At 65.6% G+C, this 23,024-nt stretch carries 27 protein-coding genes; 16 read left to right on the top strand and 11 right to left on the bottom strand.

Annotated elements, in window-relative coordinates; translation table 11 throughout:
- Positions 1 to 21 precede the first annotated feature (21 nt).
- Positions 22 to 2,781 (bottom strand): ATP-dependent helicase, encoded by a 2,760-nt coding sequence (locus tag EKH81_RS07390; protein ID WP_162224565.1) that lies wholly within the window; start codon positions 2,779 to 2,781, stop codon positions 22 to 24.
- Between the two features lie 281 nt (positions 2,782 to 3,062).
- Here EKH81_RS07390 and EKH81_RS07385 point away from each other — a divergent pair, with 281 nt between their 5' ends.
- A complete protein-coding gene (locus EKH81_RS07385) occupies positions 3,063 to 4,130 on the top strand; it encodes an mRNA surveillance protein pelota (RefSeq protein ID WP_162224564.1) in 1,068 nt (355 codons plus the stop codon).
- A gap of 1 nt (position 4,131) precedes the next feature.
- Complete coding sequence (locus tag EKH81_RS07380; protein ID WP_162224563.1) at positions 4,132 to 4,542, top strand: DUF8215 family protein; 411 nt, start codon at positions 4,132 to 4,134, stop codon at positions 4,540 to 4,542.
- 55 nt (positions 4,543 to 4,597) lie between these two features.
- On the opposite strand, the gene EKH81_RS07375 is transcribed toward EKH81_RS07380, so the two are convergent.
- Positions 4,598 to 5,263 carry a DUF502 domain-containing protein gene (locus tag EKH81_RS07375; RefSeq protein WP_162224562.1) on the bottom strand — a complete coding sequence of 222 codons (666 nt, stop codon included), beginning with the start codon at positions 5,261 to 5,263 and terminating at the stop codon, positions 4,598 to 4,600.
- Between the two features lie 107 nt (positions 5,264 to 5,370).
- On the opposite strand from EKH81_RS07375, the gene EKH81_RS07370 reads away from it, so the two are divergent.
- Positions 5,371 to 5,967, top strand: a complete 597-nt coding sequence (locus tag EKH81_RS07370; RefSeq protein WP_162224561.1) for a sulfite oxidase-like oxidoreductase — start codon at positions 5,371 to 5,373, stop codon at positions 5,965 to 5,967.
- 390 nt (positions 5,968 to 6,357) lie between these two features.
- Here EKH81_RS07370 and EKH81_RS07365 read toward each other — a convergent pair whose 3' ends face one another.
- Positions 6,358 to 6,747, bottom strand: a complete 390-nt coding sequence (locus EKH81_RS07365; RefSeq protein ID WP_162224560.1) for a pyridoxamine 5'-phosphate oxidase family protein — start codon at positions 6,745 to 6,747, stop codon at positions 6,358 to 6,360.
- Positions 6,748 to 6,794: 47 nt separating this feature from the next.
- Complete coding sequence (locus tag EKH81_RS07360) at positions 6,795 to 7,322, bottom strand: hypothetical protein (protein ID WP_162224559.1); 528 nt, start codon at positions 7,320 to 7,322, stop codon at positions 6,795 to 6,797.
- 205 nt (positions 7,323 to 7,527) lie between these two features.
- On the opposite strand from EKH81_RS07360, the gene EKH81_RS07355 reads away from it, so the two are divergent.
- Positions 7,528 to 8,337, top strand: coding sequence for a manganese catalase family protein (locus EKH81_RS07355; RefSeq protein WP_162224558.1), 810 nt, complete (start codon positions 7,528 to 7,530; stop codon positions 8,335 to 8,337).
- 13 nt (positions 8,338 to 8,350) lie between these two features.
- Here EKH81_RS07355 and EKH81_RS07350 read toward each other — a convergent pair whose 3' ends face one another.
- The 3 genes from EKH81_RS07350 to EKH81_RS07340 all read right to left on the bottom strand — a co-directional run bounded on the left by EKH81_RS07350 (position 8,351) and on the right by EKH81_RS07340 (position 9,976).
- Positions 8,351 to 9,022, bottom strand: coding sequence for a PKD domain-containing protein (locus tag EKH81_RS07350; RefSeq protein ID WP_162224557.1), 672 nt, complete (start codon positions 9,020 to 9,022; stop codon positions 8,351 to 8,353).
- A 63-nt stretch (positions 9,023 to 9,085) separates the two neighbouring features.
- Entirely contained in the window at positions 9,086 to 9,508 is a 423-nt protein-coding gene (gene msrB / locus EKH81_RS07345) for a peptide-methionine (R)-S-oxide reductase MsrB (protein ID WP_162224556.1), read from the bottom strand.
- Positions 9,509 to 9,556: 48 nt separating this feature from the next.
- Positions 9,557 to 9,976, bottom strand: coding sequence for a pyridoxamine 5'-phosphate oxidase family protein (locus EKH81_RS07340; protein WP_162224555.1), 420 nt, complete (start codon positions 9,974 to 9,976; stop codon positions 9,557 to 9,559).
- A gap of 125 nt (positions 9,977 to 10,101) precedes the next feature.
- Here EKH81_RS07340 and EKH81_RS19290 point away from each other — a divergent pair, with 125 nt between their 5' ends.
- Together EKH81_RS19290 and EKH81_RS07335 are read left to right on the top strand one after the other, a co-directional pair.
- Positions 10,102 to 10,248, top strand: coding sequence for a hypothetical protein (locus tag EKH81_RS19290; RefSeq protein WP_202935090.1), 147 nt, complete (start codon positions 10,102 to 10,104; stop codon positions 10,246 to 10,248).
- A gap of 90 nt (positions 10,249 to 10,338) precedes the next feature.
- Positions 10,339 to 10,755 (top strand): DUF7344 domain-containing protein, encoded by a 417-nt coding sequence (locus EKH81_RS07335; RefSeq protein WP_162224554.1) that lies wholly within the window; start codon positions 10,339 to 10,341, stop codon positions 10,753 to 10,755.
- Positions 10,756 to 10,885: 130 nt separating this feature from the next.
- Here EKH81_RS07335 and EKH81_RS07330 read toward each other — a convergent pair whose 3' ends face one another.
- On the bottom strand, positions 10,886 to 11,389 hold the full coding sequence (locus tag EKH81_RS07330; protein ID WP_162224553.1) for a metal-dependent hydrolase: 504 nt from the start codon (positions 11,387 to 11,389) through the stop codon (positions 10,886 to 10,888).
- A 230-nt stretch (positions 11,390 to 11,619) separates the two neighbouring features.
- Here EKH81_RS07330 and EKH81_RS07325 point away from each other — a divergent pair, with 230 nt between their 5' ends.
- From EKH81_RS07325 to EKH81_RS07300, 6 genes are all read left to right on the top strand, one after another.
- Entirely contained in the window at positions 11,620 to 12,051 is a 432-nt protein-coding gene (locus tag EKH81_RS07325) for an Ig-like domain-containing protein (RefSeq protein ID WP_162224552.1), read from the top strand.
- 67 nt (positions 12,052 to 12,118) lie between these two features.
- Complete coding sequence (locus EKH81_RS07320; RefSeq protein WP_162224551.1) at positions 12,119 to 12,805, top strand: SDR family oxidoreductase; 687 nt, start codon at positions 12,119 to 12,121, stop codon at positions 12,803 to 12,805.
- Positions 12,806 to 12,955: 150 nt separating this feature from the next.
- The gene (gene dacB, locus EKH81_RS07315; RefSeq protein WP_162224550.1) at positions 12,956 to 14,446 is read left to right on the top strand and encodes a D-alanyl-D-alanine carboxypeptidase/D-alanyl-D-alanine endopeptidase; all 1,491 of its coding nucleotides are present in this window, start codon (positions 12,956 to 12,958) and stop codon (positions 14,444 to 14,446) included.
- 120 nt (positions 14,447 to 14,566) lie between these two features.
- Entirely contained in the window at positions 14,567 to 15,397 is an 831-nt protein-coding gene (locus EKH81_RS07310) for a ZIP family metal transporter (RefSeq protein WP_162224549.1), read from the top strand.
- A 357-nt stretch (positions 15,398 to 15,754) separates the two neighbouring features.
- Positions 15,755 to 16,660, top strand: coding sequence for a class I SAM-dependent methyltransferase (locus EKH81_RS07305; RefSeq protein WP_162224548.1), 906 nt, complete (start codon positions 15,755 to 15,757; stop codon positions 16,658 to 16,660).
- A 173-nt stretch (positions 16,661 to 16,833) separates the two neighbouring features.
- Entirely contained in the window at positions 16,834 to 17,265 is a 432-nt protein-coding gene (locus tag EKH81_RS07300) for a DUF7522 family protein (RefSeq protein ID WP_202935089.1), read from the top strand.
- 116 nt (positions 17,266 to 17,381) lie between these two features.
- Here EKH81_RS07300 and sod read toward each other — a convergent pair whose 3' ends face one another.
- Positions 17,382 to 17,993 (bottom strand): superoxide dismutase, encoded by a 612-nt coding sequence (gene sod / locus EKH81_RS07295; protein WP_162224547.1) that lies wholly within the window; start codon positions 17,991 to 17,993, stop codon positions 17,382 to 17,384.
- Between the two features lie 210 nt (positions 17,994 to 18,203).
- Complete coding sequence (locus EKH81_RS07290) at positions 18,204 to 18,830, bottom strand: superoxide dismutase (RefSeq protein ID WP_162224546.1); 627 nt, start codon at positions 18,828 to 18,830, stop codon at positions 18,204 to 18,206.
- 159 nt (positions 18,831 to 18,989) lie between these two features.
- Between EKH81_RS07290 and EKH81_RS07285 the strand changes: the two genes are divergently transcribed.
- From EKH81_RS07285 to EKH81_RS07275, 3 genes are all read left to right on the top strand, one after another.
- Entirely contained in the window at positions 18,990 to 19,523 is a 534-nt protein-coding gene (locus EKH81_RS07285) for a DUF5815 family protein (protein ID WP_162224545.1), read from the top strand.
- A gap of 73 nt (positions 19,524 to 19,596) precedes the next feature.
- Positions 19,597 to 19,818, top strand: a complete 222-nt coding sequence (locus EKH81_RS07280; protein WP_162224544.1) for a hypothetical protein — start codon at positions 19,597 to 19,599, stop codon at positions 19,816 to 19,818.
- Between the two features lie 127 nt (positions 19,819 to 19,945).
- Positions 19,946 to 21,163: an RNA-guided endonuclease InsQ/TnpB family protein gene (locus tag EKH81_RS07275; protein WP_162224543.1), complete on the top strand. Its 1,218-nt coding sequence runs from the start codon at positions 19,946 to 19,948 to the stop codon at positions 21,161 to 21,163.
- Positions 21,164 to 21,264: 101 nt separating this feature from the next.
- Here EKH81_RS07275 and EKH81_RS07270 read toward each other — a convergent pair whose 3' ends face one another.
- A complete protein-coding gene (locus EKH81_RS07270) occupies positions 21,265 to 22,245 on the bottom strand; it encodes a diacylglycerol/lipid kinase family protein (protein ID WP_162224542.1) in 981 nt (326 codons plus the stop codon).
- Positions 22,246 to 22,298: 53 nt separating this feature from the next.
- Between EKH81_RS07270 and EKH81_RS07265 the strand changes: the two genes are divergently transcribed.
- The gene (locus tag EKH81_RS07265; RefSeq protein ID WP_162224541.1) at positions 22,299 to 23,018 is read left to right on the top strand and encodes a CehA/McbA family metallohydrolase; all 720 of its coding nucleotides are present in this window, start codon (positions 22,299 to 22,301) and stop codon (positions 23,016 to 23,018) included.
- Positions 23,019 to 23,024 lie beyond the last annotated feature (6 nt).

Raw genomic sequence — 23,024 nt, 5'->3', positions numbered from 1 at the left:
CATCCGCGTTCGGATTCCTCGCTACTCCGCTGCCGAAGCCTCCCCGCTGGTGTCGTGCTCGCCTCCGATTTCCTCCAGCACGCGCTCGTGGAACTCCTGCAAGACGGCGCTCTCGTCTTCGGCTAGGACCACGTCGCTCGCCATCAGCGTGGCGAGACCGAACGCCTTGGGCGTCGGCGAATCGACGCGCTGTTGGACCACCTCGATAGCCCCGGCCTGCGCGTCGCCCATCACGTCCTCGATGGCCGACACCGCGAGTTTGTCCTCGATGATTTCGCGGTAGGTCTCCTCGATGACCGCGAACTCGTCTAAGTCCTCCGCGAATCCGAGCAGCATCTCGCTGGAGACCTGCTGTTCGCTCGCGGACTTCTCGTAGCCCTTGTACCGCTTGAGAATCATCAGCGACCGGGTGGCGTTGATTCGGAAGTACCGCTGGAGGAGTTCGGTGCCCGAGAGCGCGGCCCGGAGGTCGCTCCGGACCGCCTCGGGTTCGATGTCCCGGAGGATTTCGGCCACGTCCACCTTCCGATTCAGCGGCATCGACACCGTGAAGCCGTTGTCCGCGACCGCGACCGAGACGTTGGTGTTGGCGGCGTTCGCACACCGGTAGGCGACCACCCGCGAGAGACCGTCGTTGAACTTCCGACCGTAGTTCGAGTGGACGTAGTAGTGGCGCTCGTACTCGTTGCGGTCGAGTTCGATTTCGACCGAGAGCCTCGCGTCGGTGCTGACGCTCTCGGGACCGGCGTACCGGACCTGCTCGTCGTACATCCGGGCGATGGCGCGGACGCTGTTTTCGTCCAGCGGGAACTCCCGAAGCCACACCCGGACTGCGGGCTTGCCCCGCTTCTCGAATCTTTCGAGGAGGTCGGCCTGAAAGTCGAGGATGGCCCGGCCGAGGTCGTAGGAGAGGGGCAGGCGCTCTGAGAACCACGACGGGACGGTGGGCCGGGCGTTCGTCCGGTCGGCGTACACCTTCGACCCGCGACGGTACCGGAACTCGAAGTTCTGGCCGCCGAGGACGAACACGTCGCCCGCTTCGAGGGTGTCGAGGTACGCCTCGTCGAGATTCCCCACCCACTCGCTGTCGGCACGGGTGTACACGTCGCAGGTGAACGAGTCGGGAATCGTTCCGATGTTGGTCATGTAGATGACCCGCGCGAGTCGCCCGCGCTTGCCGATTAGGGGTTGCCCCACGTCGAACTCCGGGTAGTGATACTCGCCGTCGGGCGGGTCGTTCTCGTCGCGCCAGATTTTGGCGTAGACGTGCTTGTCCTCCAAGCCGTCGTAGTCCGAGGTGAGGTACCGAAACAGGGTCTCGAACTGGCCGTCCGAGAAGTTCCGGTAGGGGTAGGCCCGCCGGAGGGTGGCCCGAACCTCGCGCTCGGGTCGGACCTCGTTTATCGCCATCCCGTAGACGTGCTGGGCCGCCACGTCGTAGGCGGCCTCGGGTACGAACACCCGGTCTACGAAGCCCTCCTCGGCCTTCTTGAGCATCACGGCGCACTCGACGAGTTCGTCGCGGTCGAGCGCGATGACCCTGCCCGTGACGGTCTGGCCGAGTTGGTGGCCCGCCCGGCCGACGCGCTGGAGGAGCGAGGCCACCGACTTCGGGGACCCGACCTGCACCACGAGGTCGATGTGGGGCATGTCGATGCCGAGTTCGAGGCTGGTGGAGGTCGTCACCACGTCGAGCGTACCCTCCTTCAAGTCCCGCTCGATGGACTGGCGGGCGTCCTTCGAGAGGCTTCCGTGGTGACACCCGGAGTTGTCCTCGTCGTAGCGGTCGTATCGCTCGCGGAGATTGTGGAGGACGCGCTCCGCGCCCGACCGAGTGTTGGTGAACACGAGGGTGTTGGTGTGGTCTCGAATCAGGTCGTGGAGTTGGTCGTAGAATCGCTCGTTCACCACCTCGCGAGGGGTGTGAACGAGGTCGTCGGTCGGACACTGGAGTTCCATGTCGAACTCCCGGACGAACCGGGTGTCCACGATTTCGCACTCGCGAGGGCGACTCTCTCCGGGTTCCTCGCCATTTTCACATCCCACCAGAAACTCCGCGATGTCGTCGAGTGGTTCGACGGTCGCCGAGCATCCGATTCGGGTCGGCGACGACTCGACCATGTTTTCGAGTCGCTCCAGACTCACCGCGAGGTGGGTGCCGCGCTTGCCGTCGGCGAGGCTGTGAATCTCGTCCACAACGACGTACTCGACGGTTTCGAGCTTCTTCTTGAACTTCGGGGAGTTGAGCAGAATCGCGAGCGTCTCGGGCGTGGTGTTGAGGATGTGGGGCGTCTCCTCCAGCATCTTCTGGCGGTCCGCCGAATCGGTGTCGCCGTGGCGAATCGCGTGGCGGACCGTGGGGTCGCCGTCCATCTTCGCGGCGATGCCCTGCAGGGGGACCGCCAGATTCCGGTGGATGTCGTTGGCGAGCGACTTGAGCGGCGAGACGTACAGGCAGTAAACCGAATTTTCGAGGCCGTCTTCCGTCTCGCGCTCGCGGGCGAACAGTTCGTTCAGAATCGCGGTGAACGACGCCAAGGTCTTGCCGCTCCCGGTCGGTGAGGCGACGAGCGCGTTCTCGCGGTCGCGAACGAGCGGAATCGCCTCCTTCTGGGGCGGCGTGAAGAAGCCGCCGTTCTCGGGGACGTACTCCCCGAACTGCTCGACCCACCACTCCCGGACCGCGGGTTCGAGCGACTCCAACACGTCGGCGTCGTCGAGTTCGACCGCCTCGGGGTCGAAGTCGAATCCCCCGCGCGCCAACAGGTCCCGCGCTCCCATCGTGGTCGCCCCTTGGACTCGGGCACGTAAGACGGTTTGGCCCCCGGAGCGAAAGTGAAATTTGCTCCGAACCTCGCTCGAAGTATGTATTTAAATATTTGGTACACGACGGAAGTGTAATACCGGTCGAATCGCCTTTTTGCCCCCTTTTACAACGCCTCGTCGGATTTTCGTACTATTTAAATTCAGTCGCCGACGCTGCCGCGCTCGCGGCGGCGTCGGCGACTTCGACGGCGGCTTCGACCGCAGGTGACTTATCAGCCCGCGACTCACGTCGAAACATGCGAATCCAGAGCCGCCAGCGCGTCGAGGGCGGCGGCGAGCGCATCACGCTCGTCCCCGAGAGCCTCGACGACCTCTGGCATCTCACCTACGTCCTCGAACCCGGCGACCGGGTGTCGGGCGACACCACCCGGCGCATCCAGCGCAACGACGACCAGATGCGCGACACGGGCGGCGAGCGCGAACACCTGTGGGTCGCCATCGAAGTCGACGACGTGGAGTTCCACAAGTTCGCCAACCGACTCCGAATCAGCGGCGTCATCGCCGACTGCTCGCGCGAGGACCAACTCGGCCAGCACCACACCCTCAACGTCGAGGAGACCAAGGAAATCGAGATTCAGAAGCGCTGGAAGCCCGACCAAATCGAGCGACTCGAAGAGGCCGAGGAGGCGACCGACAACCCCGACGTGGCAATCGTCACGGTTGAGGAGGGGAAGGCCCACATCCACGAAGTCACTCAGTACGGGGCCGACGAGCGCGGCGAGTTCTCGGGCACGACCGGGAAGGGGGAGTTCGCGCGAGGGCGCGACGAACTGTTCGCGGAACTCACGGCCGCGCTCTCGCGGATGGACGTGGACGCCATCGTCCTCGCCGGACCGGGGTTCACGAAGCAGGACGCCTACGACTACATCGAGGAGAACGCCGCGGACCTGACCGAGAAAATCACGACAGTCGATACGAGCGCGGTCGGCGACCGGGGCGTCCACGAAGTCCTCAAGCGCGGCGCGGTCGAGGAGGTTCAGAAGGAGACCCGAATCGCCGAGGAGGCCGAACTCATCGACGAACTCACCAAGCGCATCGGCGAGGGCGCGAAGGTCGCCTACGGCGTCGAGCAGGTCAAGAAGGCGTCGGACTTCGGAGCCATCGAACACCTCCTGCTCCTCGACGAGCGCCTGCGCGAGGAGCGAAGCGGCGAGGGCGAGTGGCCGTTCGACGTGAACGACCTCATCACGGAAGTCGAACAGAAGGGCGGCGACGTGACCGTGTTTTCGAGCGAGTTCCCGCCCGGCGACCAACTCGGGGCGTTCGGCGGCATCGCCGCGCTCCTGCGTTACCGACTCGACTGACATGCTCGAACGCTGGCTCGACTACGTGTTCTTCGCGGGGCTCGAAATCTCGATTCTGTCGATTCCGGCGCTGTCGGTCCTGTTCTTCGCCACGCCGAGGGGGCCGATTTCGCTCGCCGCGCTGACCGCGGTGGCGGTCTCGACCTGCGCGGCCGCCACCTTCCGCGGCGGGTGGGTCGAGGCGGGCGAGTGGCCGCGCGCGGGCGACCCCTACACGCTCCCGCTCCGAGTCGCCTACTACAGCGCGACCATCGGGGCCGCGGGCTACGCCGGGGCGGCCGCCCACCTCCGGACCGGCACGCCGGGCGTCGGGATGGTCGTCGCCGCCGTCGTCTCGGTCGCGGCGATGGCCGCGCTCCCGCGCGCCGTCGCGGGGATGCGCGCGCTGTCGAATCGGCTGAACACGGCGTGAGACAGCAATCGACGCGAGCACGTCAATCGGCGTGAGGCGCACCAATCGGTGCGCCTCACGCCTCGACTTTCGGCGGGCGCTCCGGTGGGGACTCGGTCGCTCGGTCACTTCTCCCCTCGGTGGCGACTCCGGTGGTGAGTATCATCCGAAGCCCGCGCCTGACGCTCATGTCGGTCTCGTGGACCTGCGATTCGGGGACGAGCAGGAGTCGCCCGCCGGTCGGGTTCGGACTGTTCGGGAGGTAGACGCTGTACACGTCCTCGTCGGCCACGGTTTCGGCGGCGGTCGGGCCGTCGCCCGTGACCAGGCCGATGACGTAGACGCCCTTGCGAGGGTACTCCACGAGGACGACGCGTTCGTATCGGGTGTTCTGTTCGACCATCGCGGTGGCGACCTGCCTGACGCTTCCGTAGACGGTGTTCACGAGCGGAACAAAGTTCACGACTCGGCCGACGCTCCGGAACGTCCGATTGCCGACCTGTCGCTGTGCGAGCGCGCCGAGCAGGGTGATGACGGTGAGTAACATTCCGGCCGCGAGCGCTTGGGCCGCGAGTTCGACGTTGTCGGTGTATCGCAGCAGTTGCATCTCCCTGACCAGCGGGTCGAGCAGTTGGGCCGACCAGCCGACGAGCAACACGAGGACGTACGCCGTGACGACGAGCGGCGCGACGAGTATCAGTCCCGCGACGAAACTCTGCTTGAGACGCCTCACGAGGCCCATAACGGGAGCTAACAGCCGGGGATGATAAACGTACGGCTCGGTCGAGCGCGACGTTTTCCAGTCCGGCCCGTATCCCTATGTCCTCGCCCGCCGTGACCCCATGCGTCATGAAGGACGCCACCGCGATACACGAGGAGTTCGGCGGCGACCGACTCCCGCCGGGCCAGCGCCGGACCGACCGATTCCCGGTCCTCTCGAAGAGCGGGACGCCCCGGTGGGACGTGGAATCGTGGGAATTCACGGTTTCGGGCGCGGTCGAAGACAATCTCGCGCTCTCGTGGAGCGACTTTCTCGACCTCTCGACAGAGACCCAGAAACAGGACTTCCACTGCGTCACCGGGTGGAGCCGATTCGACAACGAGTTCGCTGGCGTCACCTTCCCGACGCTGGCCGAGGAGGCGGGCGTCGAGGACGAGGCGGTCCACGTTCTGTTCGGGTCGCTCGACGGCTACACCACGAATCTCCCGCTGGAGGAGTGTCTGCGCGAGGAGGTGCTGTTCACCCACGAACTCGACGGCCAGCCGTTGCCCTCCGAACACGGCGGTCCCCTCCGGGTGGTGACGCCACACAAGTACGCCTACAAGGGTGCGAAGTGGGTCGATAGCGTCGAATTTCTGACCGAGCCGAGACGAGGCTACTGGGAGAAACGCGGGTACTCGAACACCGCGAATCCGTGGAACGAGGAGCGGTACAGTTCGTTCTGAGGGTCTCGGTAATCGGAAACGCTTGTCCGCCGAGACGAACCGTGGACATCAAAATCGGGAACAGCCAGAAAGCCCCGGCACGCTCGCTACGAACAACAGCCGCCACAGTGAAGAACAGCCAGAAAGCCCCGGCGCGCTCGCCACCGACGGACAAACCGCGTCCGCCGAGGTCTCGTTCGCTTCGCTCACGAGACGGTCGCTGACGCGACATCTCCGCGGCTCTCCGCAACGCCCGCCGCGGAGAGGGGTCGCGCAGGCGACCACGTAAACGCGAGCGCGCCGCCCCTTTCAGTCCTCCCGAAGTTGGTCGGTCTGCTGTTTCTCGGCGGATGTTCGCCTGCTGTCTCCCGTGGTTTGCGTCATCGACCAACACCAACTCTCCGCCCGCCTTCAGTACGTCTGATAGTTCGCCGACCCAACCGTCACCCGGACCAGCACGTTTTCGGGGTACTCGGCGGCCTGCGCGCCGTACTTCGGATTGATGCGCGCGGCGGCCTCTCGGCGGGCGTCGGGGTCCTCGACAACCGTGGCGGTCCCGCGAAGGGTCACCATCCACTCCGCCCGACCTCCGGTGTCCTTCTGGACCGAAATCGCTACTCGGGGGTTCTGGCGGACGTTCGCCAGCTTTTTCCCGGTGGTCAGCACCTCGACCACGCCGTCGGCGTAGTGGTACCAGACCGGCGCGACGTGCGGACGGGAATCTGCGCAGGTGGCGAAGTGAGCCATCAACGGTTCGCTCGTGAGTAGTTCCTCGACCTCGGGCGGAACCGGGTGAGCCATGGTGTGGCACACGACTGAGCGCGGGAAAACGATTCCGGCGTCCCGGCTCAGAGCAGCAGCCACGCGATGAGCGCGATGATGATGAGTTTCTTGACGATGATTACTGCGAGTATCAACTGTTTCGTGGACATCGTCCGCGAGAGTTCGACCAGTCGGCGCAGAATCTTGGGCGACCGCGCGAGTTCGCGGGCGAGCAGTCGGAGTTCGGTGGTAAACGTCTCGGAGACCGACCCCTCGCCCTCGGCGTACCCCCGGTGGACCGTCGGCGTCCACTCGCTCCCGGTGTAGACGACCGGAAGGGTCTCGCCCTCCAGAAACCCGATTTGCTCGAACTCGAAACCGTGGGACGCCGCGAGGGCTTCGAGTTTGAGCACGTCGCGGTCGTCGCCCAAATCGTAGGTGAGTCGCTCGGTTCCGGTCGTCCACTCGAACGCGAGCGCGAGGCTCACTTCGTCCTCGCCGACGAACACGTCCCGGACTTCGGCGTGCTCCTCGTTGCCCTGACGCTCTTTTTTCTTCGTCCGGAGGTGTTCGTACTCGGCCGCGGTCTCTCGGTGTGTCCCGTCCCCCTGCATGCGATTCTACGCGCATCTTGTTGGCGTACCGTGATAAATTTCCCGCCGGGCGGAGGGGCCGGTCGGGTTCACGGGCGGAGGGACCAGTCGAGTTCGGTCGCCGGTCTCCGGCGACCGAACTCGGCTCGGGTACAGAGTCGTTACAAATTCGAACTGATTCGTGGCCACGACGCCTAAGAAAGTCAGCGTTCCAACTTTTTCCGGGATGTTCTACCACGATAACGAACTCCAGTACGAGGTGGAAGTCGAGGAACCCGACCCCTACTTCGCCAAGATGCTCCAGCAGGCCATCGGCGGCGCGGAGGGCGAGATGCGGGTCGCGCTCCAGTACATGTTTCAGGCGTTCGCGGTGCCCCGCGACAAGCAGGAGTACCGGACCCTGCTGATGGAGACCGCGGCCGAGGAGTTGGGCCACATCGAGATGCTCGCGACCGCGGTGGCGAAGAATCTGGAGGGCGCACCCGAGGAGGCGCGCGAGGCCGCCCGCGAGGACGCCGTCATCGCGGCGATGATGGACGGCGGCCAGCCCCGACAGGCGCTGTCGGCCGGACTCCACGCGATGCCCGTCGATTCGAACGGCGTGCCGTTCGACGGAAACTGCGTCGTCGCCAGCGGCAACCTCGCGGCCGACATGTACGCGAACGTGATGGCCGAATCGACGGGCCGACTCCTCGCGACTCGGCTGTACGAAATCACCGACGACGAAGGGATGAAGGACATGCTCGCGTACCTCATCGCCCGCGACACGATGCACCAGAATCAGTGGCACGCCGCGCTCGAAAGCATGGGCGAACACGTCCCCGTGCCCGCGAGTTTCCCCCAAGAGAAGGAGAATCAGGACTTCAATTACACGTTTATGTCCACGTTCCGCGAGGAGATGGAGGACCCCGAACAGCCGTGGACCGAGGGCGCGTCGTTCGACGGCAAGGGAGAGTTCTCGTACGACTCCCAACCCGGCGGCGGGACGCCGGACCTCGAAGCAGTCATCGAGGAGATGCACAACGAGGTCAACTGAGCCGTCGCGCGGGCTACCACTGTGCGACCGACTCGGTGTCGGCGGTCCCCACGACCGGAACGCCGTCGGCCGCGCGCCCGGCGAGTCGCATCCTCGTTTCCGACCCCGTCATGGCGGCGTCGGTCGCGCGGAACCACGCCCGGAGACCGTCGTCGCGCTCGGCGGTTCGAACCGGAGTCGCGCCGCCGCCCATCGAAATCGCCACGGGAGAGCCGAATCGGAGCGAGTCACCGCGAATCGGGGTCGCGGTGGTGTCATCGTCGCGAATCGACACCGGTAGAAGCACGTCGCCGCCTTCGCGGTCGAACTCGCTGAGTTCGATGTCGGCCGTGCGATAGACGGTGAGCGACCGATGAATGCCGTCGGTCGCGCCGTCGTCGTCGGTCGCGGTGAGGGTCACGTCCTTTTCGCCGCCGTCGTCGTAGGTGTGGGTGACGCGTGCGCCCGTCGCGGTCGCGCCGTCGCCGAACGACCACTCGTACCGGTGGTCGTCCCCGCCGGAGGTCTCGGCTTCGAACGAGACGCTGTCCCCGACGACCGGGACGTGGGGCGCGTAGTCGAACGCGCCGGTGAGCGACTCGCCAGCGGTCTCCACCTCTTCGGCGTTCGAAACCGGTGTTTGGTCGGTCGGCGTCGTCTGTTCTCCTGATTCGGCGTCCGTGTGTACCCTTGACGGTCCAGCCATATCTACAGCTCTCAGGAATGAGAAATAAAACGACCGGTTTTGTTACAGTTTTCGGAGAGGAAACTACTCCTCGTCGAAGTCGAGCGCGACCGAGTTGATGCAGTAGCGCTTGCCGGTCGGCTCCGGGCCGTCGTCGAAGATGTGACCGAGGTGACCGCCGCACTCGGCGCAGACGACCTCGGTTCGGACCATCCCGTGACTTCGGTCCTCGCGGGTCTCGACCCGGTCGTCGTCGGTGTCGTAAAAGCTCGGCCATCCGCACCCCGAGTCGAACTTGGTGTCCGAGTCGAACAGTTCCGCGCCACACCCTGCGCAGGTGTACGTACCGTCGTCCTTTCGGTCCACGTGTTCGCCCGAGAAGGGCGACTCGGTCCCCTGCTCGCGGAGGACGCGGTACTCCTCGTCGGTGAGTCGCTCGCGCCACTCGGCGTCGGTCTCGGGCAGGTCGCGGGTCTCGGACGCGTCGTCAGTCGTCTCTTGGCTCATGGGCCGACTTGGGGCGCGGGAGGGTTAGGGCTTGCGCGAGTTCGCCAATCAGTCGGTCCGTCGCCCCGTCACCTCGCTCATCTCCAGTTCGTACACCGCGGCGTCCACCTCGTCTATCTCCTCGTCGAACACCCGGAGCGCGGAGAACTGCCTGTTGACTCGGCGGTCGTCGAAGTCGTCGCGCTCGCGCAGCGACCCGCGGGCGAGGACGCTCCACGATGGCGTTCCCTCGTCGTGCACGACGAGAGTCGCGGTGTCGGTCGATTCGAGGTGCGCCATCTTCTCGCTGTCCGGGGACGCACCGAGTCTGACGACGAGCGATTCGCCGTCGTAGTCGTACGCGACCGGAACCGCGTAGGCGTCCCCGTCGTCGGCGAGCGCGAGGACACCGACGCTCCCTGTCCGGAGCAGTTCGTCGAGTTCCTCGGCCTCCATCCCGAACGTGTGGACGTATTCGACGTGTTTCACGGTCTCTCCCCGGGAGGGACGCCCCCCGCGACCATAACACCTCCTGTCGCCGGACCGTCGGGACGGAGGTTCGGCGGACGGGAACGGGCGAGAGACTCAAGTTCGAGCGCGACGACGACGGAGGTATGCAGGTGTGTGACATCTGTGAGGACCGAAAGTCGGGGGGAACCAGATTGGTCGCGCGCACCGGGGGCGACATGTGGATGTGCCACGGGTGCATGATGCGCGCGGTCACGACCAAGGCCGACGAACTCTCATATCGGGAGTGGTGAGTGCGGTTCGGTGTTCGACCGCCGAGTTTGGTCTCGCCCGAGAATTCCCGCACATTTATGATGAAGGTAAACGAATAGGATGTCGGAGCCATGAGTCAGCTGTCGAACAGTTCGACCGGGGAACAGTCCACGAACGCCGCGCCCGGCGAGAGCCATGGCTCGCACCCTCGCTCGCTCGATTCGGTTTTCGACGTTCTCGCGACCGAACGCCGCCGAAACGTGCTCTACGCGCTGTACGAGTCCGCGGGTCGCGTCGCGCTCTCGGACCTCGCCGACGAGGTGGCGTCGGTCGAAGGGGCCGATTTCGAGCGGGTCGCCACCTCGCTCCACCACGTCCACCTCCCGAGGCTGGCCGAAGTCGGCGTCGTCGAGTACGACCACGAGGGCCGATTCGCTCGACTCGCGCTCGACTCCGAGCTATTTCGGCGCTATCTCGCGCTCGCGGCCGAAGACGAGCGAGGGTCGCTCCGCCGCGCCGCCGAGAGCGCGTCCCTCTCGGAGTTTTAGCCCGAACCCTCGTTGGGTCGCACGCTCGTCGAGACCATTCGCGGCGGTCGCGCGATGCGCGACCGCCGCGCGCCGTCGTCTCGGCGCGGAGTCGTCGCCCGCTGGCGACGACACCGAACCGGAAAACGGACTACACCGCACCGGAGAACAGCATCGTCCCGAACGACGCCGCGCTCGCGGTGGCGAACACCCCGAGCGCGAACAGCAGGTAGTTCGCGATTCGGTTGTTCGCCCGGCACACCGACAGCGTGAATCGCCGAGAGGTCACCGGCCAGAGCAGCGCCACTCCCATCGGCGTCAGCACGTCGGCCGCCAGATGCGAGAGGACGGAGAGCGCCGCGATTCCGGCCGCGAACGTCCGGAGGTCGACCGGACCGACCGAATGGGTCCCGAATCCGGTCGCGGCCGCCGCGACCCACGCCGCGCCAGCGACGAGCCCGGCGAACGCGAGCGTGTGGGTCGGGCCGCGGTGGGAGATGAGCGGGAGCCACGTGTCCCAGTCGGGAAGCATCGCCAGCCAGAGGAGACCCGCGCCGCCCGCGAGCGCGAGAGTCGGGTGGCCGAGCGCGAGGAGCCAGCAGCCGACGGGCGCGTAGAGGGTGAGCGCGACGCCGTAGTGACCGGGGCGGAACATACCTGCCGTGGGTGTTGGGTCGGTTTAACCCCGGCGACTCCAGAAAGCACTTATCGACACACGATACTGACTGGAACAGTGACACGAACCGTTCGGTGGAAGCGAGATGTTCGCGCGGTTTGATGAGAGCCGCGACGGTAGCCGTCGTCGTCGCGCTGGTCGTTGCCGGATGCGGTTCGGCACCGTCAGCGCCCGCCACGACTCCGACCGCGACGACCCCGACTCCAAGCGTGACTACCACTGCCCCGGATACGACCACCACAACCGTGGACGTGACCACCACAACTCCGACGACGCACTCGCAGACGAGCCGAGAGACCACGACTCGGGAGACGACGACCGCGGAGTACGTCAGACCGCTCGACTACGACCTTCGAATTGCGAACTACCCGGAGAACGAAACCGAAATCGCCGTGACTATCGAAGCCGTCAACGAATCGAACGCCTCGGCGGTGTTCGACCGAACGGTCACGCTGGCGAGCGACGGTTCGAAGGAGTTCGACATCGACTTCCCGCGGGCCGGAACGTACCGCGTGTCGGCGAGCGTCGCGGGACAGAACGCCACGTTCGATTGGGACGTTCGGACGGAGAATCCGGACAGCGGAGCGAGCGTCGTCGTGGACAGGGACGGCGGCATTCGGATTAATCTCGTCGCCATCTGAGTCGGCGATTCGCGCCTCTCGAAACCACACGGAAACCAGTTTAGGCACGGAACTCCTTCGGAAGCGTATGGACGGACTGACTGCAGTCGTGACGGGCGCGAGCAGGGGCATCGGCGAGGCCGTCGCCCGCCGGTTCGCCGACGAGGGCGCTCGCGTGGTCGTCTGCGCGCGCGAGCAGGACGCGCTCGACGAAGTGGTCGCCGACATCGACGGCGAGGTCGAGGGCCTGCGAGCGGACGTGCGCGACGAATTCGACGTAGAGCGCCTGATGGAGACCGCGGCCCGCGGGAGCGACGGCGGCATCGACGTGGTGGTCGCCTGCGCGGGCGTCTACCACGGGTCGCCGGGCGAAACCCCGCTGGCCGGGGAAGCCTACGCGGCCTTCGACGACGCGCTCCGAACGAACGCTCGCGGCGTCTTCGCGACGGTTCGTGAGGCCCTGCCGCATCTGGCCGACGACGCGCGGGTGCTGGTCCCCTCCGGAAACGTCGCGCGTGAGGCGAAGCCCGGATACGGCTCCTACGCGGTGTCGAAGGCCGCGGCCGAGGCGGTCGTCCGGGGGTTCGCGACCGAACTCGACCAGACCGCGTGCGTGGTGGACCCCGGCGTGGTTGCCACCCGACTCACGGGCGGGGCGGGTCGAGACCCCGAGGACGCCGCCGGACTGTTCCACTGGGCCGCGACCGACGCACCCGCCGAGGACGTGGACGGGAAGGTCGTCGGTCTGAAGGAGTACCGGAAAGCGACTGCGTGAGTCAGCAGGTAGCACAGTCGGCGGGTGGCGTGAGTCGTTTTGCGAGATTCCGTGAGTCGCTTCGGTGTCGTAACGTCGCGTTCTCGAAGATATACTCATTCATGCTAGGGCATAGTTACTTTCCTCTTGCGGAAAGAACAGTGTTGGAGCATGAGAAACAAAGATAGAAACATCGGCAGGCGGTCGGTTCTCGGAGCCGCGGGTGCGCTCGGTGCCGGAGCGATGGTTGGAGAGACGGCACTCGCGGACCGGGCGTCGGCCGATACGAACGGAGAATCGATTTCGGCGGCGTCGTCGGTCGAGGAACTGCTCGCGCAGGCGACCGAGAAATTCCCCGGCGGCGTCGTCTCCGTGTACGCCAAGGAGGTCGGAGAAGAGGGTGACGTTCTCGCGAGCCACGAGGCCGACAAGGCCGTCAAGCCCGCGTCAAACGCGAAACTCCTCGCGGCCGGACTCGCGCTCGAACACCTCGGTCCCGACCACCGATTCACCACGACCGTGACCGGCGAGGGCGAGACCACGGGGACGCAGTTCCACGGCGACCTCGTGATTCGCGGGACGGGCGCTGTCCTCACGCGCGACGACCTGACGACGCTCGCCGAGAACGTCGCCGACCGAGATATCAACGCCGTCCACGGCGATGTCGTCGCCGATATCACCGCGTTCGACACGTCGGGCTACGGCCCGGTGTTCTCGGTCCGCGGTCCCGGCTACCCGGAGGGTTGGACGTGGGAGGACCCGCAGTACTCCTACGGCGCGCCGAGTTCGTCGCTCGCGCTCCACTGGAACAAGGTGTTGCTCACTGCCGAGCGAACCGACGACGAAATCAGCCTCACGGTCGAACCCGACTCGGAGTACGTCACCGTCGAGTCCCACCTCTCGAAAGCGTCTGCCGACGACACCGGCTACTTCTACACCTACCTCGACCGGGTGAACGACACCATCTACGCCATCGGCGAACTCACGCCGGGGTACGAGGCGACCGACCTCGCGCCGGTCATGCGCCCCGACGAACACGCCGCGGCGGCGTTCGCCGACGCCCTCGAAGATGCGGGCGTGACGGTCAAGGGCGAAATCGACCTGCGAACCGCGTCGACGGACGCCGAGACGGCGTTCGACGCGACCATCGAGTCCGCGCCGATTCGGGAGAGCATCGGCCCGATGCTGAAGAACTCGAACAACGTCGTCGCCGACCAGCTCGCGCTGGCGACCGCTCGGCGCGCGACCGGCGACGGGTCGTTCGACGCGTGGACTGAACTCGCGGCGTCCTACTTCGAGGGGTTGGGAGCCGACACGACCGTGTTCCGTGACGGGTCGGGCCTCTCGCAGTTCAACCTCATCTCGGCGCGGACCGTCGTCTCGTTGCTCGAATGGGTCCGCAAGAAGCCGTGGGCAGACGACTTCTTCGAGTCGCTCGCGACCCCCGGCGAGGGCACGCTCGCGTATCGCCTCGGCGACGTGGACGTGCCGGTCCAAGCGAAGACCGGGACGGTCCGTGGGACTCGCGCGCTCTCAGGTGTCATTCGGCGTCCGGACCGGTCCGACGTGGTGTTCTCGACGCTCATGTCGAACTTGACCGTCGGCATCGGGGACGCCCGCGACTACCAAGACGCGCTGGTCAAGGTGTTAGTCGGGGCGTAGTCGAGTCCCCGACGCTCGCTCTCGCGCCCGAAGCGGCGCTCCGACCGTCGTCTCGGTGCCGTCCCGCTCGAAGTCGAAGAACCGACGGCCTTATTAATCGTACAGAATTGCTTAACAAGCATGCGACTCTCTCGAATCGGGCTTCTCGGACTCATCTCGCTCGCGGTTCTCACCCCGTTCGCGCTCCGGGCGGGCACCACCAAGGTCGCCGTCATCGCGTGGGTGGCGTTCGCCGCGATGGCGGGCGCGGCGGTGCTGGGCGGGCAGGCCGGGGTCTCGACCGACGCCGGGCGACTGGTGTGGGGGTACGGACTCGCCAGCGGCGCGATGATTACGAGCGCGGCGGTGTTCATCGTGCCGGGCGCAATCGGCCAGCACGCCGAGTTCGGCGGCTTCGGCATCGCGTTCGGTATCCTCGTCGGATTCGGCGCCCACACCCTCGGCCACCGGGCGACTCACACGGGCCTCCCCTTCGACCACGCCGCCGCGGAACTCACGGCCCACTCGCTGTCGGCCGGAGCCATCATCGGTCTCATCTACGGCAACATGCCCGACCCCGGACTGTTGCTCGGTCTCTCCATCGTCTCCCACAAGGGTCCGGCGGGCTACGCCGCGGCCCACCGACTCCGCCGCTCGGACAAGCCCGTGTCAATCCTTCTGCTCCCCGCGGCGGGCGTGGGTCTTACCGCGATTCCGTCCGCACTCCTCCAACTCCCGAGCAGCGGTCCCGTGAACGCGCTCGTCTTCGGATTCGCGGCCGGGGTGTTCCTCCACGTCGCGATGGACTTCCTGCCCCGGTGTGAACTCGGCGGCGAGGTGTACGAGGTGGCGCAGGTGAGCGACGACGCCCACAGCCTGCTCGACAAACTCCGCACCCGAGCGGTCCTGAGCACCGGACTCGGCGGCGTCGTCGTGTTCGCGGCGTGGCTCGCGCTCCAGTACGCGGGGTAGGCGAAATGCCCCGCGTTTCGTTTCGCGAATTGTCACCGTCCGCGGGATGCGCCGCGCTCTCGGGCGCAGAGTGCGCCCGAGAGCGCACGCCGTCGGAGCACGCTCCGACGAGCCTGCGTTCGCTTCGCTCACGCAGACGCGGGGAGGCACGGGGCGCGGTGCTGTGCAGTGGCGGTCGCGGTGGCAGTGCTGTGCGGTTCCCTAGGTACCGGGAGTAGCTAGCTTCGCGTCGGGAGCGACAGTGTTCGATGTCATATTCGTCGTTCCGACTGTCGAAGTGAGTTCGTGTTCTGCAATCGCACACCAGGCCAACACTTATCGCTCGTTCGCGAATACCTCGACTCAACGACACCAGCAATGAGCCGAGACGCAGACTTAGACCCCCAGACGTACTACGACGAGTTCGCAGACGGCGAGTGGGAGCGCCTCGAGCGCGACCCCGTGACCCGGATGGAGTTCGAGAACACGACCGACTACCTCGCGGCGTTCCTCCCCGACTCGGGAGACGAGTCCGCCTCAGACGCCGTTCGCGTCCTCGACGCGGGCGGCGGGCCGGGCCGGTACACCTGCTGGCTCGCCGAGCGAGGGTACGAGGTCGAACACTGCGACTTGAGCGCCGAACAGGTCCGAATCGCCCGCGAGAAGGTCGAAGAGCGCGGTCTCGAATCCCGTGTGACGTGCCAGCAGGCCGACCTCCGGGACCTCCCGTTCGCCGACGAATCGTTCGACGCCGTCTGCTGTCTCGGCGGTCCCCTCTCGCACGTCGTGGACGACGCCGAGCGCGCCGACGCGCTGGCCGAACTCCGGCGGGTCGCCCGGTCCGGCGTCCGCACGAGCGAAGCGAGTGCGGGCTCGTCAGAGCGATGCTCTGACGGCGCGCCCGTCTTCGCCTCGGTTATCGGCCGATTCGCTATGCTCCGGGACATCATCAAGTTCGTGCCCGACGCCTCCCACGGCCTGCTCGCGCCCATCGCCGAGGACGGCGACTACACCGCCGAGCGAGTTGCCGAACACGCCGACGGCGAGGGGTGGGCGGCGTGCCACGGCTTCCGGGCCGACGAGTTCGAGGCCGAACTGGAGGCGGCCGGTTTCGAGGTGGAGACGCTGGTCGGACTGGAGAACGTCGCCGCTCGGATGAAACGCGAACTCGCCGACGCGAGCGACGAGGCGGTCGCGGACGTGCGCGAGGTCGTCCGGACGCTCCGAGAGGACCGAACCGCCGTTGACTGCTCGGAGCACATGCTCGCGGTCACGAGAGCGTGATAGCGGTTGCTGTGACTCTTTCCCGGGAGGCAGTCACAGAGAGACCGATTCACCCCTCGACACCCCGAAATTTCTCGAGGGTGCTGAAAATACGCACAGCAATCACTACGAGGTGACGACGGAATCGCGGAACCGAATTTTTATGCGGCTCCTTGTCACACGAGATAACAAGTATGTGTGCTGACACAGGAGCGCAGGGTGGGGACGGGAAGGACGCTCTCCTCCGGACGCTGACCGCGTTCGGAAGCGACGCCCTCCGCGACGTGTGGCTGTTCGACCAGTCTGACCACGAATCGATGTATCTCCGCGACGACGTGGAGCGCAAAATCGCGGACCTCAACGTGGCGAAGTACGTGGACAACGAGCGGTACGGCTACGTCACCCGCGACACCTACGCCGACCTCCACTACACCTCCTACGAGTACACCGTCCGGGGCTTCGACGGCTACGAGCAGTTCCGGACGTTTCTATCGAACGACGCCCAGAGAATCGGGGTGTTCGCCAGCTTCGACCGCCGCGAGGGGGGCTACGACTTCGGGACGCTCTACGACGATCTGATGGACGTGGTCGCCGACCATCACATTGACTCGTTCCGACCGGAGTGAGTCGTTTCGGCGTCGGCGTCCGAGTCACAGCGTCGAGACGGCGACACCCGCGGCTACTCGGTCGGGTCGAAAGAAAACGCGAGGTTCGGACGGACTCGACGCGGAACGCGTCGTCGTTACTCGTGGTTGCCGACCGTCTTCTCGTAGTTCTCCGCGACGGCGTCCCAGTCCACGACTTCGAAGAAGTTGCTCACGAAGTCGCCGCGGTCCGGGCCGTAGTCGTAGTAGTAGGAGTGCTCCCACACGTCGAGCGCCAGAATCGGGTGTGCGCCCCAGAGCGCGCCCTGGTCGTGCTTGTCTACCGCGACGTTGCGGAGCTGCTTGGCGACCGGGTCGTAGACGAGGAGCGCCCAGCCGCCCGCGGCGCTCGCGGCCGCCTCGAACTCGCCTTTCCAGCCCTCGTAGGAGCCGAAGTCCTCCTCGATGCGGTCGAGGAGGTCGCCCTCGGGTTCGCCGCCGCCGTTCGGGTCCATGTTGTCCCAGAACAGCGTGTGCAGGTAGTGACCCGAACCGTTGTGGGTCACGCTACCGAGCGCGCCGCCGGTGCTGGAGTAGTCGCCGCTCTCGCGGTTCTCCGCGAGCGTCTGTTCGGCGCTTTCGAGACCGTTGACGTAGCCCTGATGGTGAGTGTCGTGATGCCACGTCAGCACCTGCTCGGAGATGTGAGGTTCGAGCGCGTCGTAGTCGTACGGAAGCGGTGGCAGTTCGGGGTTGGATTCTTCAGGCATGAATATTCCTCCATCCTATATATGTCACTTCTCGGTGTTAAAGCTTGAGAAGGCGTTTGATAGCACGCCACTAGGTCGTCGAAGCTCGCCTCTCGGCTCGAAGCCCGTCTCTCGTCCTCGCTCGCGGGCGGGCGCGAGTCCTCGCGCCCGCCCGCGAGTCGTGTGAAAGTAGGGACGCTTTCGGAACGTTTCGACCGGGCCGTCAGGTCATTAGTGAGTGCCCATCGGAATCGGGTCGGCCTGCATGGCGTGGTCGTAGCGTTGGGCCACGTCGTCCCAGTTCACCACGTCCCAGAAGTTCTCGACGTACTCCCCGCGGTTGTTCTCGTACTGAAGGTAGTAGGCGTGTTCCCACACGTCGAGGACCAGCAGGGGCGTCGCACCCTGTGGGTGCTGATTCTGGTGGTTCTCGGCCGCCGCGACCATCGGCTTGTCGGCGATGTGGTCGTAGACTAACATTCCCCATCCGGAGCCTTCGACGCCCTTCGCGGCCTCCGAGAAATCCTGCGTGAAACCGTCGTAGCTCCCGAAGTGCTCGTCGAGCGCGTCGGCGAGTTCGCCGTCGGGTTCGCCGCCGCCGTCGGGGTGCATGTTCTCCCAGAACACGGTGTGGTTGACGTGGCCCGAGAGATTGAACGCGAGGCTTCGCTTGACCGCGCGCACGTCTCCGAAGTCGCCGCTCTCGCGCATTCCTTCCAATTTTTCGAGCGCGCTGTTCGCGCCATCGACGTACCCCTGATGGTGCTTGTCGTGATGGAGTTCCATGATTCGCTGGTCGATGGCGGGTTCGAGCGCGTCGTAGTCGTACGGTAGTTCGGGTAGTTCGTAAGTAGCCATTCGTCTCCCCCATCTCCTCGGCAACGGCCACGGGGTTAAGTGTTAAGCGAGTGGTCGAGATTGCGATATGCGACGCCGGGTGCGCAACTCGGTTACGCCGCGACTGCGGGCGCGCCCGCAGTCGCGGCGTTTAAACGCCCGAAACCCCAACCGGTTCGCATGGCAGAACCGCGCGTTCCGGGCGGTCGAGGGGCCGAACTCGACCTCCCCTGCGGCGAGTCGGTCCACGTCCACGAACTCGACATGGGAATGCGGGAGTACGACTGTCGGTGCGGCGACTCCCACGCGGTCGTCACCGACATCCACCCGCCGTCGCGTTTTTTCCCCGAGTTTCTGGTCGGGATTCTGCGCGAGACCATCGACACCGACGACGACATGGGCGAGTTCGGCACGACTCACCTGATGGGCATCGTCTTGGAGGAGTTCCCCGGCGACGTGGTCAGCGAGAACGTCGAGGACGACCAGGACGTGGGCTACGCGCTGGTGTGGGTCGCCGACTTCGACTCGCGGCGACTCCACGAGATTCTGGTCGAACTCGTGGTCGAACTCATGGAACACGCCCTGAGCCACGCCGAGGACGACGACGCGATGACCCAGTTCGAGGAGGACATGCTGAACTTCGACGTGGCCGAGTTCGTCGAGCAGTACCGCCGCGAGCGCGACTTCACCGGCCCGAACGACACGCCGGCCTGACAGCTCCGTCAGGCGACACTCGTCAGACGCGCGGCTGACTGAGAGTTAAGTGTAATTCGACCGAAAACCCGATATGGCCTCCCGAGCGGCCACCTACGAGCGGATTCGGACCGTCGTCGCCCGAGCCGACCCCGACGAGCCGCTGACCGCGCGCGAGATTCTCCAGTTGCTCGAAGCGTCCGGCGAACAGTTCGACAGCCCGCACCAAATCGCGACCGTCCTCGGTCGGCGCGCCCGCGACGGCGAGGTGACTGTCATCGAGTCGTCGCCGTACCGCTACCGACTCGAAACGTAGTTCACAGGCGGTACGAGGCGGATGCCCCGACGCTTGAGGTTGGGGAGGAAGCCGACACCAATCACGCTACGATGGCAGGCCGACTTTCAAATATATAAGTAACACCGTCAGCATATGTGAAAACGCAATGGAATACCGTCGTACTGCCGTCATCAAACTCGACACTTCCGAAGGAGCCGATGATTCGCTTCGAGAGACTGTCGAGCAGTTCAAACACTGCGCCAACACCGCAGGCGAATGGTGCTGGCACGGCGACGACGGCTACCACGTCACCTCGAAAGCCAAAGCCGAACGCGCCCTCTACGACCGACTCCGCGACGAAACCGACCTCACCGCGAATCTCGTCCAAAAAGGGATTCGCAGGGCGGTCGAAGCCATCAAAAGCGGAGTCTCGCGTCTCGAACGTGGTGAGAACACGTCACGACCGCACTTTTCTGCCGATAGCGCGGTCTACGACAAGCGAAGCGCGACGTTCCACCGCGACCACGTTTCTCTTTCGACCGTAGACGGGCGCGTCGAGTGCGACTACATCCTCCCCGACGACTCGGAGACACCGCCGACGAAGTACGTCTCCGACGAGGACTTCGAGTTTCGGATGGCGCACTTGCAGTACCGCGACGGTGATTGGTATCTCCACGCCTCAATGCGAAAAATGGAAGCAGATGAGGAATCGTCCGAATCCAATTCCAAGCACAGAACAGTCCTTGGTGTGGATTTGGGGGTCAACAACCTCGCGGTCGCTTCAACAGGGCAATTCTGGTCGGCAGACGAGTTCAACCATTGGCGACGAGAGTACGAGAAGCGTCGTGGCTCGCTTCAACAGTGTGGGTCTCGCCACGCCCACGAAAACATCGAGTCAGTCGCACAGAAAGAGGACGGGCGGTTCGAGATACACCTGCACACGGTGGCGAACGAACTTATCGAGGAGGCCGTCGAGAACGACTGTTCGCACATCGCGTTTGAGGACTTGACCCACATTCGGGAAAACATCCCCGAGGCGACGTGGCAACATGTCTGGGCGTTCCGACGCCTCTACGAGTACGTCGAATACAAGGCCGAAGAACACGGCATCGAAGCTGTGCAGGTTGACCCGCGTAACACGTCGAAGCGTTGCTCGACGTGTGGGTTTACCCACGACGATAACCGTAACGGGGAGTCGTTCGAGTGTCAGCAGTGCGGGTATGAGAACCACGCCGACTACAACGCTTCCAAGAACATCGGCTATCGGTATCTCCGTCGTCGGCAAAACGCAGACGACGGAGGCGCACCCGTAGATGTGCGCTTGAATCGCGGGACGTTGAACGTGAGTGGGGAGTACATACCCCCTGCCTCGGTTGAGGCATAGAACGGGAGTCCACGCGAAAGCCTCGGGGTCGTTCGGGAGATCTTCGATCTTCCGTGATGACGAGAGACGAAGTCTCTCAAACCACTTGACCCCGAGGCGATTTACTCGGGATTCGGGTCGTACACCTCGCCGACGCACACCTCCAGCACCCGCGGTCGCGTCCGAATCGCGAGCGAGCGGTACGCGCCCATCTCGCCGTCGAAGCTGAAGCTGACCGGCTCGTCGCGCTGGACCGCCACGTCGAGTTCCGACGCCCGGAGGTGGGTCACGTTCTCGGTCTCCTCGCCGAACAGTCGCTGGACCGCGGCCTCCTCCAGCAGATTCGCGGGCGGCATGCGTTCGACGATGGTGACTTCGAGCAGGCCGTCCTCGACGTTCGCCTGCGAGCGCCCTTCGGCCGGGAACCGGCGGGCGTTGCCCACCAGAACAGCGACCGCTTCGCCGGTCCACGTCTCCTTGCCCTCCGGTCCGGTCGCTTCGACCGCGAGCGGGAGTCCGTCGAACTCCGCGGCGGTTCGGAGACCGTTTATCACGTAGGCCAGCACGCCGAGTCGCGCCTTCATCTCCGAGGAGGTGGCGGCGCTCGCGTCGGCGGTCAGCCCGGCGATACAGGAGTTCAGAAAGAGGCGTCCGTCCGCGGTCGCCACGTCGATACGCCGTCGCTCGCCGCGCTCAGCCACCTCGAACGCGTGGCGCACGTCCTCGACGCCGACGTTCTGCGCGAAGTTGTTGCCGGTCCCCGCGGGAACGACGCCGAAGGTCACGTCTTCGAGCGCGCCCGCGGCGTCGAGTCCGCGAGCCACTTCGTTGACCGTCCCGTCGCCGCCCGCGGCCAGCACGCAGTCGGTCCCGGCGGCCCCCGCGAGTCGAGCGAACTCGAACGGCTCGTTTTCCGCGCTCGACTCCAGCACGGTGTAGCCGTACTCGTCGGCCAGCGTCCGGACCTGCTCGCGGTGGTCGGCGTCGCCGCTCTGTGGGTTCAGCACCGCCACGCGGTCGAGCGCGGTGTACTCCTCGGTAGTCGCGTCGGTGTCGCCGCCAGCAGTCGCTCCGTCCTTCCCGTCCTCGCCCTCCCCGGACATGGCTCGAACGTCGGGGCAGAAAGCCAAAGGTTTACCGGCGCGTTAGACCACGCGTGTTCTCCGTCGATTTGCACGCACACACGCGGTTCTTTCACGGCCACGACGACCTCGCGGCGTACTACGACCCGGTCGGAGTTCGCCTGCTGGCGGCGGCCGCGCGGGCGCGCGGTCTCGACGCCGTGGCGCTCACGAATCACGATTACTACCGGGCGTTCGACCTCGGCGACCCGGAGACAGAAATCGGCTACGCCGCCACGATTCCGGGCGTCGAAGTCACGACCACGCACGGCCACGTCCTCGTGGTCGGTCCCGACCCGCCGCGTCGGACCGAACCCGGCGAACTCACGCCAGAAGAGACCGTGGAGTTGGCCCACGACCGCGACTGTGCCGCCATCATCGCCCACCCGTACCGCAACAGCACGGTTCGGAACACCGACGTGGAGTTCGACGCCATCGAAATCAACGGCAAGCACCCCCGGACCGAGGAGTGGGTCCGGCGACTCGCCGAGAATCACGCCCTGCCGCTGGTCGGCGGGAGCGACGCCCACTACCCGGTCGAGGTGGGCCGGGCGTACACCCGAATCGACGCCGAGGTGTTCACGCCCGAGGCGGTGGTCGAAGCGATTCGAGACGGCCGGGTCGAACCCCGCGTGCATCGCGGGGTGGTAAATCGAACTGTGAGGCGGTTCTATCGAGAGATTCACGAGGAGAAGGGATACCTGCAGAAGCCGGAGTGGCTGGAGTCGCCGGGCGTGGGCGAACCGCCGAAGTAGCCGTTC

The organism is Halorussus amylolyticus (assembly GCF_004143485.2).
Taxonomy (GTDB): Archaea; Halobacteriota; Halobacteria; order Halobacteriales; family Haladaptataceae; genus Halorussus; species Halorussus amylolyticus.
Note: the sequence above shows the minus strand (reverse complement) of the source record. Positions and strands in the feature narration are given on the sequence as shown.

Coding starts and splice junctions, on each gene's coding strand:
- EKH81_RS07380 (WP_162224563.1), top strand. CDS start 4,132: ATGCTCGAACGCTGGCTCGACTACGTGTTCTTCGCGGGGCTCGAAATC.
- EKH81_RS07285 (WP_162224545.1), top strand. CDS start 18,990: ATGGCAGAACCGCGCGTTCCGGGCGGTCGAGGGGCCGAACTCGACCTC.
- EKH81_RS07390 (WP_162224565.1), bottom strand. CDS start 2,781: ATGGGAGCGCGGGACCTGTTGGCGCGCGGGGGATTCGACTTCGACCCC.
- EKH81_RS07355 (WP_162224558.1), top strand. CDS start 7,528: ATGTTCTACCACGATAACGAACTCCAGTACGAGGTGGAAGTCGAGGAA.
- EKH81_RS07370 (WP_162224561.1), top strand. CDS start 5,371: ATGAAGGACGCCACCGCGATACACGAGGAGTTCGGCGGCGACCGACTC.
- EKH81_RS07280 (WP_162224544.1), top strand. CDS start 19,597: ATGGCCTCCCGAGCGGCCACCTACGAGCGGATTCGGACCGTCGTCGCC.
- EKH81_RS07375 (WP_162224562.1), bottom strand. CDS start 5,263: ATGGGCCTCGTGAGGCGTCTCAAGCAGAGTTTCGTCGCGGGACTGATA.
- EKH81_RS07330 (WP_162224553.1), bottom strand. CDS start 11,389: ATGTTCCGCCCCGGTCACTACGGCGTCGCGCTCACCCTCTACGCGCCC.
- EKH81_RS07310 (WP_162224549.1), top strand. CDS start 14,567: ATGCGACTCTCTCGAATCGGGCTTCTCGGACTCATCTCGCTCGCGGTT.
- msrB (WP_162224556.1), bottom strand. CDS start 9,508: ATGAGCCAAGAGACGACTGACGACGCGTCCGAGACCCGCGACCTGCCC.
- EKH81_RS07365 (WP_162224560.1), bottom strand. CDS start 6,747: ATGGCTCACCCGGTTCCGCCCGAGGTCGAGGAACTACTCACGAGCGAA.
- EKH81_RS07350 (WP_162224557.1), bottom strand. CDS start 9,022: ATGGCTGGACCGTCAAGGGTACACACGGACGCCGAATCAGGAGAACAG.
- EKH81_RS07385 (WP_162224564.1), top strand. CDS start 3,063: ATGCGAATCCAGAGCCGCCAGCGCGTCGAGGGCGGCGGCGAGCGCATC.
- EKH81_RS07300 (WP_202935089.1), top strand. CDS start 16,834: ATGTGTGCTGACACAGGAGCGCAGGGTGGGGACGGGAAGGACGCTCTC.
- EKH81_RS19290 (WP_202935090.1), top strand. CDS start 10,102: ATGCAGGTGTGTGACATCTGTGAGGACCGAAAGTCGGGGGGAACCAGA.
- dacB (WP_162224550.1), top strand. CDS start 12,956: ATGAGAAACAAAGATAGAAACATCGGCAGGCGGTCGGTTCTCGGAGCC.
- EKH81_RS07305 (WP_162224548.1), top strand. CDS start 15,755: ATGAGCCGAGACGCAGACTTAGACCCCCAGACGTACTACGACGAGTTC.
- EKH81_RS07270 (WP_162224542.1), bottom strand. CDS start 22,245: ATGTCCGGGGAGGGCGAGGACGGGAAGGACGGAGCGACTGCTGGCGGC.
- EKH81_RS07290 (WP_162224546.1), bottom strand. CDS start 18,830: ATGGCTACTTACGAACTACCCGAACTACCGTACGACTACGACGCGCTC.
- EKH81_RS07320 (WP_162224551.1), top strand. CDS start 12,119: ATGGACGGACTGACTGCAGTCGTGACGGGCGCGAGCAGGGGCATCGGC.
- sod (WP_162224547.1), bottom strand. CDS start 17,993: ATGCCTGAAGAATCCAACCCCGAACTGCCACCGCTTCCGTACGACTAC.
- EKH81_RS07275 (WP_162224543.1), top strand. CDS start 19,946: ATGGAATACCGTCGTACTGCCGTCATCAAACTCGACACTTCCGAAGGA.
- EKH81_RS07335 (WP_162224554.1), top strand. CDS start 10,339: ATGAGTCAGCTGTCGAACAGTTCGACCGGGGAACAGTCCACGAACGCC.
- EKH81_RS07360 (WP_162224559.1), bottom strand. CDS start 7,322: ATGCAGGGGGACGGGACACACCGAGAGACCGCGGCCGAGTACGAACAC.